The following is a 17602-nucleotide window of genomic DNA, read 5'->3' as shown; positions in this document are numbered from 1 at the left end:
CTACCTCTTTCCCGCGACAAGGCCTAAGAGGGCGGAAAGTCACGCCATGCGGTATGGCCGGACTACGTGGAACATCCCGAGGGCCGTCGTGCAGGGGAGTTCAAAATCGCGCCCGTGCGCTTCACTAGAAGCGCCAAATTCATCACAAGGCACGATAGCCTGTCGTCCGTATTTCATTCTAGGCGGACGGACAGGCTTTCCGTACTGATTTGCAGGTGGCTGACGGGGCAGATTTGGCCCGGCCATGGTCGCCTCGACGACCGCCGTTTCGCGTAGTGACTGGCGCCGCCATGGCTACTCCTGCGGCGGCTGCCCGTTTGAGGCGGACACGCGATCACGGCGGCGACCTCCTGTGGCTCGCAGACGCGGCCCAGCGGGATCCGCTCGGCGAACTTCGCGGCAGTTCCCTGTCGTGCATCAATCATACCCGTGCGGGTGAAGCTCGGGCAGACCGCGTTCACGCGGACGCCCTTCTTGCCGAGGTCGAGCGCAAGCGCGCGCTTTAGGTTGACGACGGCGCCCTTCGCCGCATTGTAGGGGCTCATGCCCCAATCCCCGCCTGTCCCCGAGACTGATGCCGTGTTCACGATCGAGCCCTTGGTCCTCTCAAGACGGGTTAGGGCCGCGCGGCAGCCGTAGAACACGCCGTCGACATCGGTCGACAGGACTTTCCGCCATCTGTCGTCGCTAATGGACGCCGGGTCGCCGCCTTTATGGACGCCCGCGTTGTTTACGATGACGTCTAGCCGGCCGAACTGACCGACTACTGCGGCGACCATCGTGTCGACAGCCCTAGAATCCGACACGTCGGCGGCATGGGCCATCGTCGGCCGAAAGACTCTTGGCGACCTTTTCGAGGCCGTCCTTGTTGCGGTCGACCAACGCGACCTTGGCGCCCTCGGCCGCAAACCGGCGAGCTGTTGCTTCGCCGATGTCGGACGCCGCGCGGTAAATGAGGACCTTCTCTTGGAACTCTTTCCTCCAGACAGGACTCCCGTTAATCCGTGCAAGGACAGCCATTCTCGCGCCGAGAGGGCGCTGTCGATTACACGTCTTCAGGCAGCGCGCCGCTTTCTGGTCCGCGCCGCCTTCTTGGCTGATCGCGACCGATCCGCAGCGGGCCGCTTGGCCGAGGCGACGCCGCCGAGACGGCCCCCCTTCTTCGACGGCGAATGGTCTTCTTCCGCTCCGCGGCCGGAGCCGCTCTTCTTGCCACCGTGGGTCTCCTTGTTCACGGTCGCCCAAGCGCGCCGCTCGGCCTCCTTCTCCGGAACGCCGCGGTGCTCATAGCCTTCCTCAATGTGCTCCGCCTGGCGCTTTTGCTTTTCAGTGTAACTGGACTTGTCGCCGCGAGGCATGGCGTCCTCCCTCGATTGAAATATTGGTTCAAAACTGGGAAGGCTTGCCGGTTCCAGTCATGATGACAAGTTTGTGGCGCGGTAGCCGCGCCACATCCTAGTCGCGCAGTCACAGTCCAAAAAACCTCATGCCGCGACGACGGGAACCTTTACGTGATTGCGTCTTTTGAATCGGCAATGAGCGTCGAGAGCGAATTGAAGTTCCGTGCTTCGCCCCGCGGGCTATCGGCCATGATAAAGGGCCGCGTCCCCGGTGTGCGCCGCGCCGATTGGTCCAAGCAAGATCTTGTTTCGACGTATTTTGATACGAACAAGCGCAAGCTCAAGCGGAGTGACCTTACGCTGAGAGTGCGTCAGGTCGACAACAGGTTTGTGCAAACGGTAAAGTCCAATGCTTCAGGAAACCTCACGCGTGGCGAATGGCAGGCTGAGGTCGATAGCCTCAAGCCGGACATTGCCAAAGCGGAAGGTACGCCGCTCGATGACTTCAACGCTAAGAACTTGTCCCGGAAGCTGAAGCCGGTCTTTCGCACCTCGGTTCATCGTGCCGCACAGACAATTCGAACCCGCCGCAGCGAGATTGAGCTCGCGATCGACCGCGGCAGGATTTGGGCCGGCAGCCGCTCGCAACCGATTGCCGAATTCGAGCTCGAACTAAAATCCGGACATCCGTTAGATCTGTTTTCGTGGGCGCGAAAGTTCAATCGCAAGACCGCCGAACTCGACTTGCGATCGAAGGCAGAGAAGGGCTATCGGCTCTTCGAAGATGACGGCGAAAGAGCGATGCATGCGGCACCTACTCGGCTTGATCGTGAGTTAGCGCCAAACGGAGCCTTCCGCGTAGTTGCGTTTGCGACGCTCCGGCATTTTGCATGCAATGCGGATGCGGTGCGTGCACTTGATTCGGAGGCAATTCATCAGATGCGCGTAGGCTTGCGGCGAACGCGCGCCGCCATCTCGCTCTTCAACGATGTCCTTCCACGAACGAATACCGCGCAGATTAAGGCTGAGCTTAAATGGCTCACCCGTGAGCTCGCGCCAGCTCGTGAGATCGACGTATTCTTGAAAGAGCGCGTTCATCCCGTCGCGCATGAGAACGTGCCAAAACGCGGCTCTCGCGCTATCGAGAAGAAGTTTTCCGCTCAACGGCTTGCGGCCTTTAACCGCGCTGGACGGGCGGTCGCGTCGGCCCGGTTTCGTCGTCTTTTGCTCGATGTGCTCGAATGGATCGAGACCAGCAGGGCGTCAGCCCACGACAAGCGATTGATTGGTCCCTATGCGGCAGCATTGCTCGACCGGCGCATCAGGAAGGCACGCAAGCAAGGCAAACGCTTGCAGAAACTCGATCCGACGCAACGCCACAAACTACGGATAAGAATCAAGAAGATCCGTTATGCCGTCGAGTTCTTTAAGAGCCTTTACGCCCATAGCGATCACAAGGAACTCGCGGGGCTCTCCGACCGGCTCAAGAGAATTCAATCGGCCCTTGGCTCCTTGAATGACTTTATGGCGCATCGCTAGATGGGGACTAATGCTGCGCTGAACGCCCCTCGCGCCAATCGGAGGGCTCAGGCATTCGTGTCCGGGTTTGTGGTTGGTCGGGAGCGCGAGGCGGCAAGGGGTTTGATGAAGGCGGCGTCCAGAGAAATCGGCCGGTTGCGCCGTTTGCGCAGTGAGCCTCGTTAAGCGCAGTCGACCGGGAACCTGTGCGGCCTCTCGCAGATGTTTCATACAGCGCGAGCGAAGTTGATCCGACGACATTTGCGGTCCCCTAAGAAGCGTCCCGGCCTGTGTCGGAAAAGTGCGCTTCACTGATTGCAACGGCAAGGCGAGGACTGAAGCCTACATTCCAGTGGGCCAAGTGCCAGCACCTTGGTTGCGTATCGGTGAGTGCTATGTCGTCCCTGGGGGAGGGTGCAAGGCCACCTGTGACGGAGAGTTCGCATGCGCATCGAGTCAGTCTTCCTGTTCGATCTCGACGGTACGCTGGTCGACAGCGTCTATCAGCACGTGCTGGCCTGGAAGCATGCACTCGATTCCGAAGGAATCGAACTATCGGTCTGGCGCATCCATCGCAAGATCGGCATGAGCGGTGGCCTCTTCACCAATCAACTCCTCCGGGAGATCGGCATCGAGATCAGCGCGGAGCGCATCGACCGCCTACGGCGCGCGCATGCGGCCTCTTACCAGCAACAGGCAAGCCAGGTCCGCCCTCCGCCGGGCGCGCGCGACCTTTTGCGGTGGTTGTCGGAAGCTGGAATTCCGTGGGCGATCGCGACCAGTGGTCGAATGGAAACCGCTGCCGTCAATCTTGCTTCGTTGGGCGTCGATCTGGAACGAGCCTCGGTCGTGACGCGCGATCAGGTCAAGTATGCCAAACCGGATCCGGATTTGTTTCTTGCCGCGGCCGCGCGGCTCAACGCGCCAATCGAAACTGCCATCGTGGTCGGCGACAGTGTCTGGGACATGCTGGCGGCCGTTCGTTGCCGTGCACTGGGAGTAGGTCTCCTGAGCGGCGGGTATGGACCGGACGAACTCAGGCAATCCGGGGCGTTTCGCGTCTATGACGACCCAGCCGACCTGTTGCGCCGGATTGACGAGGTTGGAGGACGGCGCTGATCGATTCTTGTCTTCATAAGTTGAATGAAAAGCAGCGGCAGCGTTGTTATTGCGGCGGTCAGGCGCGCCCCGCGCCGATTTCGCGCTCCCCTTGCGGTCAGAAATCTATTTTCGGACCGTCGGTCTGGCCGCGTCGCTCGCAAAGCGCAGGCGCGTCGTCGAAGCCTGCCCTTCCGGCCGGTCAAGACCGTCTCTCCTAGATAATCTTGACATTGGGCTCGCGTTCCCAGACGCGGAGCTTCCCGAGGCGGTCGACAAATGATTTGGCGTCCCCGGCGCTTTCCAAGGTGACACAACCCTCGTCCAAATCATCGGCGGCGATGCCGGCTTTCGCGAACAGCGGCAGCGCAGAGCCAACGTAGCCGATGAACTTGCAGTGCGCGAATGCGTCGGCGACAAAATCTCGTGCCGAAGACTCCTGCAGCAGATCATCCATGGCCGCCTGTGTCGGTAGCAGGGCAACAGCATCGTACAACACCGAGGGCCCGCCATCGATCATTTGATCGGCGTCGATCCAACTGCCGTCGTTCGCCTTGGCTCCGGTGACCGTCGGCGCAATGATCTCGTACGTCGCTCCGGCCTTGTCGAGCGCGGCCTTGAGTGCCTGAAGCAGACCGGCATCGGTTCCGTCGGAAACCAGGATACCCAACTTGCGGCCCTCGAAGCGCTCGGGTCCATTCTCGACGATGCTCAGCGCCGGGGAGGGATCGAGATCCTGACGTGTCGGCACGGCAGCGTCTGCCGGCTTTGGCATCTTCTGCAGACCAAGTTTGCCGGCGACCTTGTTGGCCAGCGTCTCATCGATGTTCAGGAGATGCGAGACCATCCGTTCCCGGATAGCAGGCGTTTGAACCTTGCTGAGTTCGAACGTCAAAGCGGCAGCGATGTGCGCCTGCTCTCCCATGGTTTGACTGATAAAGAACTGACGCGCCTGGCTATAATGGTCTGCGAAGCTCTCGGCGCGCAGACGACGTTTGGGGCCTTGGTCGACGTCGGCGAATGACGTGAAGCCGCGCTGTGGCGACTCTCTGGGGCCTTCGCCGAAGGAATTCGGCTGGTAGTTGGCGCGCCCGACTGGATTGCGCATGGCCATGTGGCCGTCCTGCTGAAAATGAGCGAACGGGCATTTGGGCGCATTGATCGGGATGTGCGTGAAGTTTGGGCTTCCGAGCCGCTTGAGCTGGGTGTCGAGGTACGAGAAGTTGCGTCCCTGCAGCAGCGGATCGTTCGAGAAGTCGACCCCCGGCGGAACGTTCTGGGTCATGAAGGCGACCTGTTCGGTTTCCGCAAAGAAATTGTCGGGCATGCGATCGAGCACCAGCCGACCAGCGGGGATGGGCGGCAGTACTTCCTCCGGTATGAGCTTCGTCGGATCAAGCACGTCGAAGTCGAAGGAATCAGCGAAGTCCTGATCGAACAGTTGCAGTTGAAGTTCCCATTCCGGGAAGTTGCCGGTTTTGATGGCGGTCCAAAGATCCCGGCGATGGAAGTCAGGATCGGCACCGTTGATTTTGATGGCTTCGTTCCAGACCACCGACTGCATGCCCAATTTAGGTTTCCAGTGAAATTTGACGAAGGTGGACTCGTCCTTCGCGTTCACAAGCCGGAAGGTGTGCACGCCGAAACCTTCCATGAAGCGGAACGATCGCGGGATAGCACGATCGGACATCACCCACATGATCATGTGCATGCTCTCGGGGGTGAGGCTGATGAAATCCCAGAAATTGTCGTGGGCCGATTGTGCCTGCGGAAAGGCGCAATCAGGTTCCTCCTTTACAGCGTGGACCATGTCGGGAAACTTGATGGCGTCCTGGATGAAGAAAACCGGGATGTTGTTGCCAACGATGTCCCAGTTGCCTTCCTGCGTGTAGAGCTTTACGGCGAAGCCACGGACATCCCGGGCGAGGTCGACCGAACCCTTGCTTCCGGCCACGGTCGAAAACCGGACAAAAGCAGGCGTCTTTTCTCCGGCGCGCTGGAAAAGGTCGGCTCTGGTGTACTTAGACAACGGCTTGTAGTTCTCGAAGTATCCGTGCGCCGCATAGCCGCGCGCATGCACGACCCGCTCGGGAATCCGTTCGTGATCGAAGTGGAAGATCTTTTCCCGAAAATGGAAATCCTCCAGCAGCGTCGGGCCACGCGGACCGATTTTCAGGGAGCTCTGGTCGTTGGAAACCGGGCCACCCTGCGCCGTCGTGAGCATAGGCACCTTACCTGATGCAATTTGATGAAGTTCGCCTCCATCACCACGTTCAAGCGTTTGATCGTGGATGGTTGCCGTCCTGCGGAATTCGCGGGTTGGCTTCGTTGTCTTCGCCATTGCTTGGTTTCCTGGAGGACGAACTAGGAAGTCCTAAATCCCGCGAGACGCACTACGTTCCTATTCGGACGCCAACCCTGGTCAGCGGCGCTTGCAAACGCTTCGGGTGCCGATCGCCGCACGCTTGCTTCTTCGCGTACCGTCCTGTCGCTCACCGGGCCTTGGAGATCTCGATCGTCTGGCCAATGACCTGACATTGTTTGTCCGACCGTTGCTCAACCTCACCGCAGCGTAGGCGGATCAGGTCGGTGCGCTGGTCCAGAGACGTCATGGGCTTGGGCCGCTGACGGCAACGCGGGCACTCCGCCTTCCAACCGATCGATTCTCATTTTTCTGGCCCTCAATCGAACGCGAGGAACAAGGGTTTCTAGGTCGCGTTGGTCGGTCTTTCCCAAAGGAGTAGCCGGAGAGGGATGACTGATTTGACCGCGGAGAAGCGAAGTCGGTTAGGTAACCTGTCACCGAGTTCATCGCCGGGAAAGCCGGCGAAGAAAACGTCGTCGCGGTCGAGGCATTAAGATATTTGCGTGGGCCAAAGCCGTCCCGAATGCGCCGTGTGAAATAGCGAAGGGCCGATGGACAATCTGACGAAAAAAGAACAGCCGGACCGCTCGAAGATCAACATGCACGAGCCCTTTGAGGTCAAATACTGGACCCATGCGCTTGGCGTGTCGAAGGAAGAGCTTCAGAAGGCCGTCGACAAGGTCGGGAATTCTGCAGCGACGGTGCGCAAAGAGTTGGGCATCAAGGAGTAGGCATGGCGACCGAACAGCAGATACGAGACTACGCGCACCTGCTCTGGGAAAGCTGGGAAGCCAGAAGGCCGGGACACCGAATTCTGGCACGCGGCGGAAGTCGAGTTAAATGCAGAAAGCGAGAGCCCTGACGCGCCGACGGAGATCGACCAACCCAACAAGACCACGCTTCCAGGGTGATCAATTCACCCCTCCAATTTTGAGCCGCTTGGGTTGGGTAACCGTCTTGGCGCTTCGGTCGAAATGGCCGGTTTACAGTTGGTCTGAGGCCCGCATTCGCGAAGTCTCGCGACTCGATAGCCCTTACTACGAGGAATCTGGCCCTCTTCCTCGTCAGCAACAGAATCGTTCTCCACCAACAGTTGTGTCACACGCCTGTTCCAGCTTCTGCGGAGTTACTATCCGCTCGCGAGGTTCACCCCCACATTGGGCTCGTTGGCTCGCATAGGAACTTTGGCTTCCTGGCCAGATTGTCAGGACGATTTGAGTGGAGGAGGCTTGAATGAACCAGCTGATTTATCTGGTGGGACTGATCGTGGTCATCCTTGCGGTGCTGTCGTTCTTTGGATTGCGGTAGGTACATCATGGACAGTCATCAAAGTGTTGCCGACGTCGTCGACAACAAGGGCGGCTTGCGTCTGCAGTGGAGCCCGGTCTTCGCGGGTGCGCTCGCCGCAGCTGCTCTGTCGCTCATCTTGATCAGCTTCGGCGCTGCAATCGGCTTGGCTGTTAGCTCAAGCTCACCTTCATGGCGCGATGCATCGTCTGCGCTCGCGCTGCTGTCCGGGCTGTACCTGATCCTGCAGGCGCTGGTGAGCTTCGGCGTCGGCGGCTATATTGCCGGCCGCGCGCAGCACGTGATCGGCGCGACGCCGGCCGATGTGATCGAAAACAACGACGGACTTCATGGTCTGACCGCCTGGGCCCTCGCCGTTATCGTGGGCGCGGCGGTCGTCGCGCTGGTCGGACTATCGGCCGCGCGTCCGACGATCCAGAATCGGCCGTCGGCCACGGCGGCGGAGCCGTTGCTGAGCGCCGAGCTTGACCGTCTGTACCGGTCGCCACGGCGTCCGGCCAATATTGACATTGGTTACGAACGGGCTGAGGCGGGCCGCATTCTATTGACTAGCTCTGGCCATAGCAGCGTGAGCACCGAAGATCACAGCTATCTGATCCAGCAGGTCGCGGCGGCGACGGGGCTGCCGGCTGCCGACGCCGAAAGGCGCGTCGACAGCGTCATGGGTGATGCCAGAACCGCCATCCAGCGGTCGCGGCGCAGCTCGGTGATCCTCGCATTTTCTGCTGCGGCGGCGCTGCTGTGCGGCGCGGTCGCCGCTTGGGTTGCGGCCTGCGCGGGAGGTCGCCACCGCGATGGCGCATCACTGCCGGAGTGGATGGGTGGTAGGCCAACCACCGCCGTACCGATCGTTTGAATTGTTGATTGAACGTGCTCGAGGAGACAGAGATGGCAACGATCTTGATCATGGACCACACCGGCGACACTCGCCATCATTTCGATCCGGGTGACAGCGAGCAACTCGCCTGGGCGAACGCGCGCTTCGCCGAACTGACGTCGGATGGCTACTCCGCCGCAGTGCGGAAATCGCACGGCGAAGCCGCGCTCGTCCGGGCGCTGGATCCGACCGCCGAGGAAACCTTGTTCTATCCAAGGCTGGTCGGCGGCTAAGGCCATGATGGCCCGTCTACGCGTCGTGCCTCTGCTGTCCACGCTGCGGCGCACCGTCGGAACGCTGCGTGCGACGCTGTCCGCGATCTGGGAGCGCTGGCAGGCCCACGAACGAAACGAGGCGCGCGGGCTGGCGCTGATGTCCGCGTGGTTGTCGCCCGAGCAGCGCTCGCAGTTCGAGAAATGCAACCGCTTCGACGTCGTCGGCTCGGAGTCGGGCAAGCGATATCGAATTTCTACGGGACATCGTCCAACGTCTATGAAATAGACGACACAGGCCGCGTTGTGGGCGGCTGGTGCTTCCGGCCGGTCGGTTGTCTGGTGCCGGGCGACGTGATGCTTGCCCAGAAGATCGCGCTCGAAACCGACGAACGCGCGACCCTCATGGTTGCGATGCCGTTCTCAAGTTCCCTGCCGCCGCGCGCGAACCTCTCTCCGATCAGCTAGGCCCTCGGTTGGCGGCCGGCCACGTGGCGGGAACGTGGTTTTCCCCGTTTGGGTTGCGGGGCGACCATGTCAGTAGCGTTCGCCGCAGGGAGGGGCGATGGCGCTCAATTTCGAAACATTAAAGGCGACGCTGGTCCTCTACGGGCTGAGCGCCGTTTTGGCGACCCTGCTCATTGTCCTCGGATGGTACGCATCGGGCATCGCGCAACGCTTCGTATCGCGGATGCTCGCCGCGACGCACCGTGTCCACGCTCTGGTGACGGTTTTCCTGTCCAGCTTTGCTCGCTCTGCGGTGCCGCCGTGGTCGGTTATCGCCGTGCTGCAGCTGTGCGGCATTCAGACGGCAAGCTTGGTCGCGGTACTCGGCGCGACGTCACTGGCAATTGGGCTGGCCTTGCAGGGGAGATTGTCGAACCTTGCCGCCGGTGTGATGCTCCTGTTGTTCAGACCGTTCGGATCGGTGATGTCGTCGAGGTCGCCGGCAAGGCCGGCAAGGTGCAGGGCTTGTCGCTCTTCATGACCGAGCTGATCACATCAGACAACACCCGGATACTGTTGCCCAACGGATCGGTTTGGGGTAGCGCGATCATCAATCACAGCACCTATCCCGGCACTGGGCGAGGTGAAGGTATCGTTCCCGGTCCGCGGGGGACGACCGATCGAGCGGATCGGCCAGCAACTACTTCTCAAACATCTGCGCGAGGACTCCCGGATCGAGGCAGCCTGCGCCTGAAGTGCTGTCTCGAAAGTGGTCGACATCTCCGATGCCCTGCAGCCGATCGTCGAGCTGACGGTCAGCGCAAAGACGAAGCCGGCCGACGCCGACGCCGTCAAGCAGCGGCTCATGGTCACTGCCATGCTCACCGATTCCGGGACCGCCGGGCCGGAGCCGTGTCAAGCGGCGGGGTAGGGAACGTCGATGATCCTGCCGGGTTGTCGGAAGCCGACTTGCATTGGATATCGCCATGGGCGCCAACACCCTATCGTCTTCGCTGAGCCTGATCTTCCGCTCCTATCTCGGGGACTTGCGACATTGGATCGGACGCCTGGTGACCGGCTACGCGGTGGCGTGCGGAGTGATGCTGTTCGGCGCGGTCTCGCTCCTGATTGCGATCGGGATCGGGGTTGGCGCGGCTTTCCACGCCCTTGAGATGCGCTACGACATCTGGATCGCATACGCGGTGGTCGGAGGCGCCTTTCTGCTGCTCGGGCTTGTGGGGCTGCTGGCGGGTCGTATTCTGCTCGCCCGCCCAGCGCCGGCGGTGCCGCGCCCCAGCCGGCAGGCTGACATGCTCAAGCGTGCCATCGCAGTGCCCGTCGCGGCGCGGCTGATCGCCACCTCCCGGTCGGGATCGGGGGCAAGCGTCGACCCAACGACCCAGGTGCTGGCCGCCGGGGCTGCAATCATGCTCGTCGGCTGGTTCGCCGCATCGCACTTCAGGCGGCGGCACGACGGCATTTAGGACTAGCGATGTCACAGCGCTCCAGTTGGCCAAACGACCTGATGCTTGCCAGTGCGACGGCTCTGGCAACGCTCGCGATTTATCGACATGTCTCGCGGTCGGAGGCGCCGGTCGAACGCGAGCAAGGCGTCGAGCCCGCATTGGCCCAAGCCCAGGATCGTGGACGGCTGGCTGAGACGCCGCTTCAGATTCCGGCCGCGGGGTGGAAGGATATTCTGCTGCGAACCTATCAGCAGATCGACGAGGACCGGCTGCTGGCGACCGCCGCCGGCGTCGTGTTCTACGGCCTGCTGGCGGTCTTCCCGGCCATCACCGCGCTGGTCTCGAGTTACGGCCTGTTCGCCGATCCGTGGACGATCTCGTCCAATCTGCAAAGCCTTGCGCTGATGCTCCCGGAAGGTTCATTCGCGATCGTCCAGGACCAGATCGCCCGCGTGCTGGCGAAGGGCACTTCGACGCTCGGCCTGACCTTTGCGGTCGGTCTGCTGATTGCGATCTGGAGCGCCAATGCCGGCATGAAAGCGATCTTCGATGCGCTTAACGTCGTCTACGAGGAGAAGGAGAAGCGCGGCTTCTTCAAGCTCAATCTGATATCCCTCTCATTCACCGTCGCAGCTCTGATCTCGATCATGCTGATGGTCGGGGCTGTGGTCGTCGTGCCCCTTCTGCTGCAGCAGATTGGCCTGGGCACACGGGCCGAGCTTATCGTCCGGTTCGGACGGTGGCCGATCTTGGCGCTCCTACTCCTAATAGCGCTTGCGGTGCTCTACCGCTATGGCCCCAGCCGAACCAAGCCGCGCTGGCAATGGCTCAGCGTCGGTGCCGTCGCGGCGGCCCTCCTATGGCTGATCGGTTCCGCGCTGCTCTCCTGGTATCTTGCAAACTTTGGAAATTACAGCGCGACCTATGGCTCGCTCGGCGCGGCCGTTGGCCTGATGACCTGGATGTGGATGTCCGCTATCATCGTGCTGTGCGGCGCAGAATTGAATTCGGAGATCGAGCATCAGACCGCTATCGATTCGACCGAGGGTAGCAAGCCACGGGGCGCAAGGACGGCGGATACGGTTGGCAGGGCGTCGTAGCAAGACGCTCGACTGCCTCAGGGTTGACCGGAAAGCGATCCAGATCGCGACCGACAGGAGTCCCAGCCCACCGGCACCAAGAAGGCTGGGCCATAGCCGATCCAATGTGCGATCCAGCCGCCGAGTGCGGGGCTGAGCGACGCGCCAACGCCCTGGACGGTAATGCCCGCGCCTTGCCCGAGATTGATACGCCCTGTTCCGTTCAACGATCGCGCAACCATTCCCGGTACGGCGACACTTTGCAGTCCGGCGCCGATGCCGTCGAGGATTTGCACCGGCAGGACGCCCCACCAGTCGGACAGAAAAAAGCGAATACGCCGCGGATGGGCAAGGCCAGGAACGACAGCAGCGGGACGGGCCAGTAGTTCCGGCGCTCGGCCGCGCGCATGCCGGCGATCGACGCGAGGACCATCACCCCCTGAGCCACCACGATCGTGGTTGCGACAAAGCTCGGGCCATCGGCATGACCGCCGGCAACCGCAGCAAGGCCGTAGAGTGGTACAATTGCCCCGTTCCCGGGATGAAATACGGCCAATGCGACCGCGAGCGCCAGGAGCGGCTTGTGCTTAACCAGCACGGCAAAGCCGTGAGGCTGACTTTCGGGATCATCTTCCTTTTCGCGTGCCGGGCGGTGATCGATGCTGTCGGACGGGATCAAAAGGACGCAGGCGATCGTGATCGCACCAAACAGGGCGGCGAGAAGGAAGACCGCCCCGTAGCCATATTGCCAGCCGAGATAGCCAGATGCCGCGGCGCCGACCATATTGCCGGCATGGTTGAAGGCCTGGTTGCGACCGTTCTGCCGGTTAAAGCCGCGCTGCTTGACGATGCCGAGCGTGATACCGGTGACAGCCGGAACGATGGCCCCACCCGCGATCGATGTTGCGACCTGGGACAGTGCAACGGCCCAGAATGTTTGCGACAGCAAGATGACGGCCGATGCCACCACGACGGTGACGCCGGGCACGATCACCCACGCCCGCATGTGGTTCGTCGTGTCGATGCAGCCGCCGATCAGGGTCGTGATCAGCATGCCTGCGATATTGCCGAGCGTCAGCGCGGTCCCGATCAGGCCGCTATTCCAGCCATGCAACTGCAGGAAGACCCCGACGAGCGGCCCATCCCCGACTGCATGTCCGCCATGAAGAAGTTGACGGCAGGCACAGGCCACAGATGCGGAGGCGCGGCGCAGATGGCCATCCGAACGGACAGACGCAGGACGTCGTAACAGGCTTTCTCAATGATCAGAAGTCCCGCGGCCGGCCGGTGGGATTGGCGATCGACAAAGCCGGCGCCCTGTTGATTGCCGATGACGTCGGCAACACCGTGTGGCGCGTGACCGGCTTGGGTCAACCCTGAGGGCTCGGTCCACGGCCGCGGCGAAACCCCGATTGTAGAAATAGTATCGGCTGACCGTCTCGACCTGCTCGACGAAAAGTTGAGGGAAGCGATAATCAAGAGGTCGGGGAACTGTCGATCAACGTCCTGGACGTACTTGTGATAATGATCGCTGACCCGGTCGCGGGTGGCCCTGAACAAGGGGGTGTTTAGGAACGCATCCGAATGTCGGGGCTTCTCCTGTGGAGGAGATCGTCATGAATCTTGAGGAGACCGTCATGAACAAGAAACCTGTGACGGAGGATTCCGGGCGCTCCAGCGACTGGGGTTCGCATGCGCAAACCGACAACCCCTGGAAGGGCAATCCCGAGAAGGAGCAACGCCACAAAGACGAGAAGCCGGACCTTGAAAAGTGGCATGAATCGAACACGCAATGACACGGGCGACCAACGGCTACCGGTCTATGATCGCCGCGTTCGCCGAACAGGTGACGTCCTCAGCCGGACATTCGGCAATATCCGGGACCTATGGATATGGGTCTGGAAATCATCTACGGCATCGCAGCGCTTGTGCTGCTGACCGCCCTGATTTTCGCAGTGCTGCAGCATCATTTCCGCAACAGGCGGTCAGTTCAGACCGGCGACGAGGTTGTCCGCGAGAGATTCGAGCGGAATGGGACATGATACAGTGCTTGCCTGGACTTAGGAGGACATGATGGGATTGGCTCAATATGCGGTGGTCGCCGCCGGCGAAGAATGGGGCGTCCTGCATGATGGCAATGTCAACGGCGGATACGCCACCAAAGAGGCGGCGTTCGAGTCGGCGGCAGCTGCCGCGGCTCTGGCGATCAGGATGGGGCACGAGGTCCATGTCAGCGTGCCCGGTCGCGAGGAGGGCGAGGCGGCCCTGACCAAGCGGGCAAGTTGATATTGCCCGAGCAGGAATCCGGCGCGCTCGGCAAGCCGGCTGACTAGTCGGAGCTCACATAATTGGCGCGCCAGAGCAGCACCATGACAATGAGCGTCACGAACCCTCCGGCGATCAAAACCCACGGAAGGTAACTGGCCATCGGTGTAGCCCCTATGCACACTCCGCCCCGCGAGCTATGGCCGCGGAGCGGATCGGCGAAACGTCTAGAGTCGCGCGTGCTGGGTGGTGGGCCGTGAGATCTGGCTGAGCGCCATGGCGGTGCTGTTCATCCGCTGGAGCCGCGGGATCTCAACCCCTTTAAGAAACCGAGAGGGTGACAAACCCAGATGACGGTTGATGCAGCCCGGCGCGAGCTGGCCGCCGCCGAGGCAAAGTCCAATCACCGTTATCAGCCAGAGGGGCGCGGTCGTCGCTACGCCGGTCACCCGATCGCCTCTCTGAGGATCGTACCGCCACCGATACGCCAACGCCCGTCAAAATATGCCAAGCGGTAGTCGCATCAGGTCCACGACGGCGAAAGAGCCCGAGTCCTTTCCCTCGAGGGTGAGAAGCAGATTGGCCTGGATCATCGACAGCGAGGCGGCGATGCCGACCAGAATTGTGGTTCTGAGCCCAGGCGGCGTGCCGGCGCGCACCGCGTCAAAGCCGATGATGGCGCTCGCCAGAATGGTCAGGGCGAGGCGATGGCTTTGTCGGCCCAGGTGGATAAAACTGCATATCCCGTGTCGGTTTCTTTGCTGGGAGCCAACGCGGAGGTGGAATTGTTCGTTTCTATTGGGTCGGTCGTCGCGGAGGCGCCGATCCAAGCAGTTCGCAAAGCCTTCTGGCGTCGGCCGGCGCCGCGCTTTTCTGGTCGTTGTCGAAATAAATATAGACATCGCATCCCCGCCGTTTCCAGCCGCGGATGCGCTTCGTCCAGTCGGACAACACCGCCCGCTTGTAGTGGCCGCTGTATCGGCCGCCTGGACCATGGCAGCGAATATAGACAAAGTCGGCTGTCCGCTTCCAAGGCGCCGGCGCGTCGTGATGATCGGAAATGCAGAGTGCGATATTGTGGGTCGCCAAGAGCTTCAGGATGTGCGGCGCGTACCAGCTCGGGTGACGGAATTCGAAGGCATAGCGCCGTCGCCGCTTCAGTAATTTCAGGAACGACGCCAGCCGATCGGCGTCGATCGTGAAATTCGGCGGAAGCTGAAACAGGATCGGACCCACCTTGTTGCGCAGCAGGGATAGACGGTCTTCGAGCAATTCAAGGCTGTTGACCGAGTTCGCGGAGAGGCGCTTCCAGTGCGTGATGAACTTTGAAGCCTTCCAGGCGAAGACGAAATCCGCACCCGTCGCATCGTGCCAACCGGTGACTGCCTTCGCCGTCGGCGTGCGGTAGAACACGCCGTTCAGCTCCGTGGTCGGGAACTGGGTCGCGTAATAGTCGAGCTGCTGATTGAGCGGCATCCCCTTCGGAAAGAATGGTCCGCGCCAGGACGAATAGTGCCAGCCGGAGGTACCAATCAGGATGCGCGTCATGCCATGGTCCGGGCTAGTTAACGAAGTCGTCTTTGGTGATCCCGCTGCGGTCGGCAAACGCCGGCTTTCCGCCCTAGCACCGATCGACCGTCGGGCGCAGGGAAGAGACCCGTTCGGTCGCGATCATGCCTCCGCGGTCGTCTCACTCCTTCCCCGGAAGGATCGTCTCCAGTACCTGCCGCGCGGCACCACGGATCACGCCAACCTCGTTGGGGTCGCCCTTGGCCAAGGCAATGGAGAAGTTCTTGGCCTGCTCCAGCGTGATGTGCGGCGGAAGTGGCGGCACCTCCGGATCGGTCTTCACCTCCAGCACCACCGGGACGTCGCTTGCGAGGGCCTGATCCCAGGCCGGCCCGACGAGATCGGATCGATCGACATAGATGCCGCGCAGTCCGATCATCTCAGCAAAGCGTGAATAGGAGACATTTGGGATCCGCTGCGACGCTTCGAACTTCGGGTCGGCGTTGATGATCCGTTGCTCCCAAGTGACCTGATTGAGGTCCTCATTGTGGAACACGCAGACGATCCAACGATGGTCTTTCCACTGCCGCCAGTATTTCGCGACCGTGATCAGCTCTGCCATATTGTTCATTTGCATGGCGCCGTCGCCGACGAGAGCAATCACGGGACGGTCGGGGGCAGCATATTTGGCCGCGATCGCGTAGGGGACCGCTGCTCCCATCGAGGCTAAGCCGCCCGAAAGCGAGGCACTCATGCCGCGCCGCATCTTGAGGTCACGAGCAAACCAGTTAGCGCAGGATCCGGAATCGCTGGTGATGATGGCGCGGTCGGGAATGCGGGGCGACAGCTCCCAGCAGACGCGCTGAGGATTGACCGGCTTGGCGGGCTGCCGCGCGCGATCCTCTAGTGTCGTCCACCACTCGCGCACCTTGCCCTCGATCGATTTGCGCCATCCGTCCTGGCTCTTCTGCTGCAACCTCGGCAGCAAGGCGCGCAGTGTCTCGGCAGCGTCGCCGACGAGGCCGACCTCCATCGGAAACCGGATCGACAGCATGTTGGCATCGATGTCGATCTGCACGCCGCGGGCGCTGCCTTCCTTGGGCAGAAATTCCGAGTAGGGGAAGGCGGAGCCGACCATCAGCAGCGTGTCGCATTCCATCATCAAGTCGTAGCTCGGCTCGGTGCCGAGCAGTCCGATCGATCCCGTGACCCAGGGAAGATCGTCGGGTACCACAGCCTTTCCTAGCAACGCCTTCGCACAGCCGGCTGACAGCCGGTCCGAGACAGCGATGACCTCCTCGCTCGCACCAAGCGCGCCGGCTCCGATCAGCATGGCAACTTTCTTTCCCGCATTAAGAATGTCCGCGGCGTGGTCGAGGTCAGCTTCATGCGGTACGACGCGGGGCGGGGTGTATCCGATGCTGGAGCGCAGCGTGCCATGGGCGCGCGGCGGGTCTTGGTAGGCCTCTTCCTGAAGGTCGTTTGGAAGGATCACCGCGGTCACGGTGCGGCGGGCCAGCGCGATGCGCGCGGCGCGGTCGATTAAATGGCGGACCTGCGCAGGCGTAGAGGCCTGGGCGACATAGGCACTGGCCACGTCCTTGAACATCGAGACGAGGTCGAGCTCCTGCTGATATTGGCCGCCAAGCGCATTGCGCGGCTGCTGGCCGACGAGGGCGAGCACGGGCTGGTGGTCCAGCAGCGCGTCATAGAGGCCGGTTGTGAGATGAGAGGCTCCCGGTCCCGATGTCGCAATGCATACACCGAGACGCCCGGAGAACTTTGCGAAAGCCGACGCCATGAACGCGGCCATTTCCTCGTGACGCGCTTGGATGAATTCGATACGGCCGCCTGCGCGATTGAGTGCGCCGAATACGCCATTGATGCCGTCGCCGGGGTAGCCGAAGACGTGCCGCACGCCCCAATCGTGCAGGCGGTGGGCGATGAAGTCGCTGACAGTTCTGGACATGAGAGGCCACCTCGGGCTGACGTTCGGGGTTGAACTGTTCGATCGGCCGGCCGTTCCTATCAAAGGGGTTCCGCGATCAGTGCCCGTCGAGCAGACCGACGATCAGCGCGACCACCGCGAAAGCCGCGATCATGCTCGAGAATGCGCTC

Annotated in this window: 18 protein-coding genes and 3 pseudogenes; 14 read left to right on the top strand and 7 right to left on the bottom strand. The window is 61.6% G+C overall.

Features of this window, described 5'->3' with window-relative positions:
• Positions 1 to 173: 173 nt before the first annotated feature.
• Both AAFG13_RS17825 and AAFG13_RS17820 read right to left on the bottom strand, forming a co-directional pair.
• Positions 174 to 1020 (bottom strand): annotated as a pseudogene (locus AAFG13_RS17825) (SDR family oxidoreductase).
• 35 nt (positions 1021 to 1055) lie between these two features.
• A complete protein-coding gene (locus AAFG13_RS17820; protein WP_342712825.1) occupies positions 1056 to 1358 on the bottom strand; it encodes a plasmid stabilization protein in 303 nt (100 codons plus the stop codon).
• Between the two features lie 177 nt (positions 1359 to 1535).
• Here AAFG13_RS17820 and AAFG13_RS17815 point away from each other — a divergent pair, with 177 nt between their 5' ends.
• Both AAFG13_RS17815 and AAFG13_RS17810 read left to right on the top strand, forming a co-directional pair.
• Entirely contained in the window at positions 1536 to 2879 is a 1344-nt protein-coding gene (locus AAFG13_RS17815) for a CHAD domain-containing protein (RefSeq protein ID WP_342712824.1), read from the top strand.
• A gap of 423 nt (positions 2880 to 3302) precedes the next feature.
• Positions 3303 to 3977 carry an HAD family hydrolase gene (locus AAFG13_RS17810; protein WP_342712823.1) on the top strand — a complete coding sequence of 225 codons (675 nt, stop codon included), beginning with the start codon at positions 3303 to 3305 and terminating at the stop codon, positions 3975 to 3977.
• A 196-nt stretch (positions 3978 to 4173) separates the two neighbouring features.
• Here the strand turns inward: AAFG13_RS17810 and AAFG13_RS17805 are convergent, their stop codons facing one another.
• The gene (locus tag AAFG13_RS17805; protein ID WP_342712822.1) at positions 4174 to 6297 is read right to left on the bottom strand and encodes a catalase; all 2124 of its coding nucleotides are present in this window, start codon (positions 6295 to 6297) and stop codon (positions 4174 to 4176) included.
• Positions 6298 to 6872: 575 nt separating this feature from the next.
• On the opposite strand from AAFG13_RS17805, the gene AAFG13_RS17800 reads away from it, so the two are divergent.
• From AAFG13_RS17800 to AAFG13_RS17765, 8 genes and pseudogenes are all read left to right on the top strand, one after another.
• Positions 6873 to 7052 carry a DUF3606 domain-containing protein gene (locus AAFG13_RS17800; protein ID WP_092117711.1) on the top strand — a complete coding sequence of 60 codons (180 nt, stop codon included), beginning with the start codon at positions 6873 to 6875 and terminating at the stop codon, positions 7050 to 7052.
• Between the two features lie 584 nt (positions 7053 to 7636).
• On the top strand, positions 7637 to 8485 hold the full coding sequence (locus AAFG13_RS17795) for a hypothetical protein (RefSeq protein WP_342712821.1): 849 nt from the start codon (positions 7637 to 7639) through the stop codon (positions 8483 to 8485).
• A 32-nt stretch (positions 8486 to 8517) separates the two neighbouring features.
• Positions 8518 to 8739, top strand: a complete 222-nt coding sequence (locus AAFG13_RS17790) for a hypothetical protein (protein ID WP_342712819.1) — start codon at positions 8518 to 8520, stop codon at positions 8737 to 8739.
• A gap of 7 nt (positions 8740 to 8746) precedes the next feature.
• A pseudogene (locus AAFG13_RS17785) lies at positions 8747 to 9186 on the top strand (hypothetical protein).
• Between the two features lie 97 nt (positions 9187 to 9283).
• A complete protein-coding gene (locus AAFG13_RS17780; protein WP_342712818.1) occupies positions 9284 to 9706 on the top strand; it encodes a hypothetical protein in 423 nt (140 codons plus the stop codon).
• Positions 9707 to 9934: 228 nt separating this feature from the next.
• Complete coding sequence (locus AAFG13_RS17775) at positions 9935 to 10096, top strand: hypothetical protein (RefSeq protein ID WP_342713587.1); 162 nt, start codon at positions 9935 to 9937, stop codon at positions 10094 to 10096.
• A 55-nt stretch (positions 10097 to 10151) separates the two neighbouring features.
• The gene (locus tag AAFG13_RS17770; protein WP_342712817.1) at positions 10152 to 10649 is read left to right on the top strand and encodes a hypothetical protein; all 498 of its coding nucleotides are present in this window, start codon (positions 10152 to 10154) and stop codon (positions 10647 to 10649) included.
• Positions 10650 to 10657: 8 nt separating this feature from the next.
• The gene (locus AAFG13_RS17765) at positions 10658 to 11731 is read left to right on the top strand and encodes a YihY/virulence factor BrkB family protein (RefSeq protein ID WP_342712816.1); all 1074 of its coding nucleotides are present in this window, start codon (positions 10658 to 10660) and stop codon (positions 11729 to 11731) included.
• A 202-nt stretch (positions 11732 to 11933) separates the two neighbouring features.
• Here the strand turns inward: AAFG13_RS17765 and AAFG13_RS17760 are convergent, their stop codons facing one another.
• Positions 11934 to 12902, bottom strand: a complete 969-nt coding sequence (locus tag AAFG13_RS17760) for an MFS transporter (RefSeq protein WP_342712815.1) — start codon at positions 12900 to 12902, stop codon at positions 11934 to 11936.
• Between the two features lie 23 nt (positions 12903 to 12925).
• On the opposite strand from AAFG13_RS17760, the pseudogene AAFG13_RS17755 reads away from it, so the two are divergent.
• The 4 genes and pseudogenes from AAFG13_RS17755 to AAFG13_RS17740 all read left to right on the top strand — a co-directional run.
• A pseudogene (locus AAFG13_RS17755) lies at positions 12926 to 13090 on the top strand (sorbosone dehydrogenase family protein); the annotation flags it as partial.
• A gap of 236 nt (positions 13091 to 13326) precedes the next feature.
• Positions 13327 to 13506, top strand: coding sequence for a hypothetical protein (locus AAFG13_RS17750; protein ID WP_342713586.1), 180 nt, complete (start codon positions 13327 to 13329; stop codon positions 13504 to 13506).
• Between the two features lie 96 nt (positions 13507 to 13602).
• Positions 13603 to 13752 (top strand): hypothetical protein, encoded by a 150-nt coding sequence (locus tag AAFG13_RS17745; RefSeq protein WP_342712814.1) that lies wholly within the window; start codon positions 13603 to 13605, stop codon positions 13750 to 13752.
• A 31-nt stretch (positions 13753 to 13783) separates the two neighbouring features.
• Positions 13784 to 13996: a hypothetical protein gene (locus AAFG13_RS17740; protein ID WP_092117690.1), complete on the top strand. Its 213-nt coding sequence runs from the start codon at positions 13784 to 13786 to the stop codon at positions 13994 to 13996.
• A 476-nt stretch (positions 13997 to 14472) separates the two neighbouring features.
• On the opposite strand, the gene AAFG13_RS17735 is transcribed toward AAFG13_RS17740, so the two are convergent.
• From AAFG13_RS17735 to AAFG13_RS17725, 3 genes are all read right to left on the bottom strand, one after another.
• Entirely contained in the window at positions 14473 to 14805 is a 333-nt protein-coding gene (locus AAFG13_RS17735) for an MgtC/SapB family protein (RefSeq protein WP_342712813.1), read from the bottom strand.
• On the bottom strand, positions 14771 to 15523 hold the full coding sequence (locus tag AAFG13_RS17730) for a DUF72 domain-containing protein (protein ID WP_342712812.1): 753 nt from the start codon (positions 15521 to 15523) through the stop codon (positions 14771 to 14773). Before AAFG13_RS17730 ends, AAFG13_RS17735 begins: the two co-directional genes overlap by 35 nt.
• 142 nt (positions 15524 to 15665) lie before the next feature.
• Positions 15666 to 17453: a thiamine pyrophosphate-requiring protein gene (locus AAFG13_RS17725; RefSeq protein ID WP_342712811.1), complete on the bottom strand. Its 1788-nt coding sequence runs from the start codon at positions 17451 to 17453 to the stop codon at positions 15666 to 15668.
• Between the last annotated feature and the right edge of the window lie 149 nt (positions 17454 to 17602).

It is taken from the genome of Bradyrhizobium sp. B124, assembly GCF_038967635.1.
Lineage (GTDB): Bacteria > Pseudomonadota > Alphaproteobacteria > Rhizobiales > Xanthobacteraceae > Bradyrhizobium.
The sequence above is the reverse complement of the archived record's forward strand: the minus strand, read 5'-3'. Positions and strand labels throughout refer to the sequence as shown.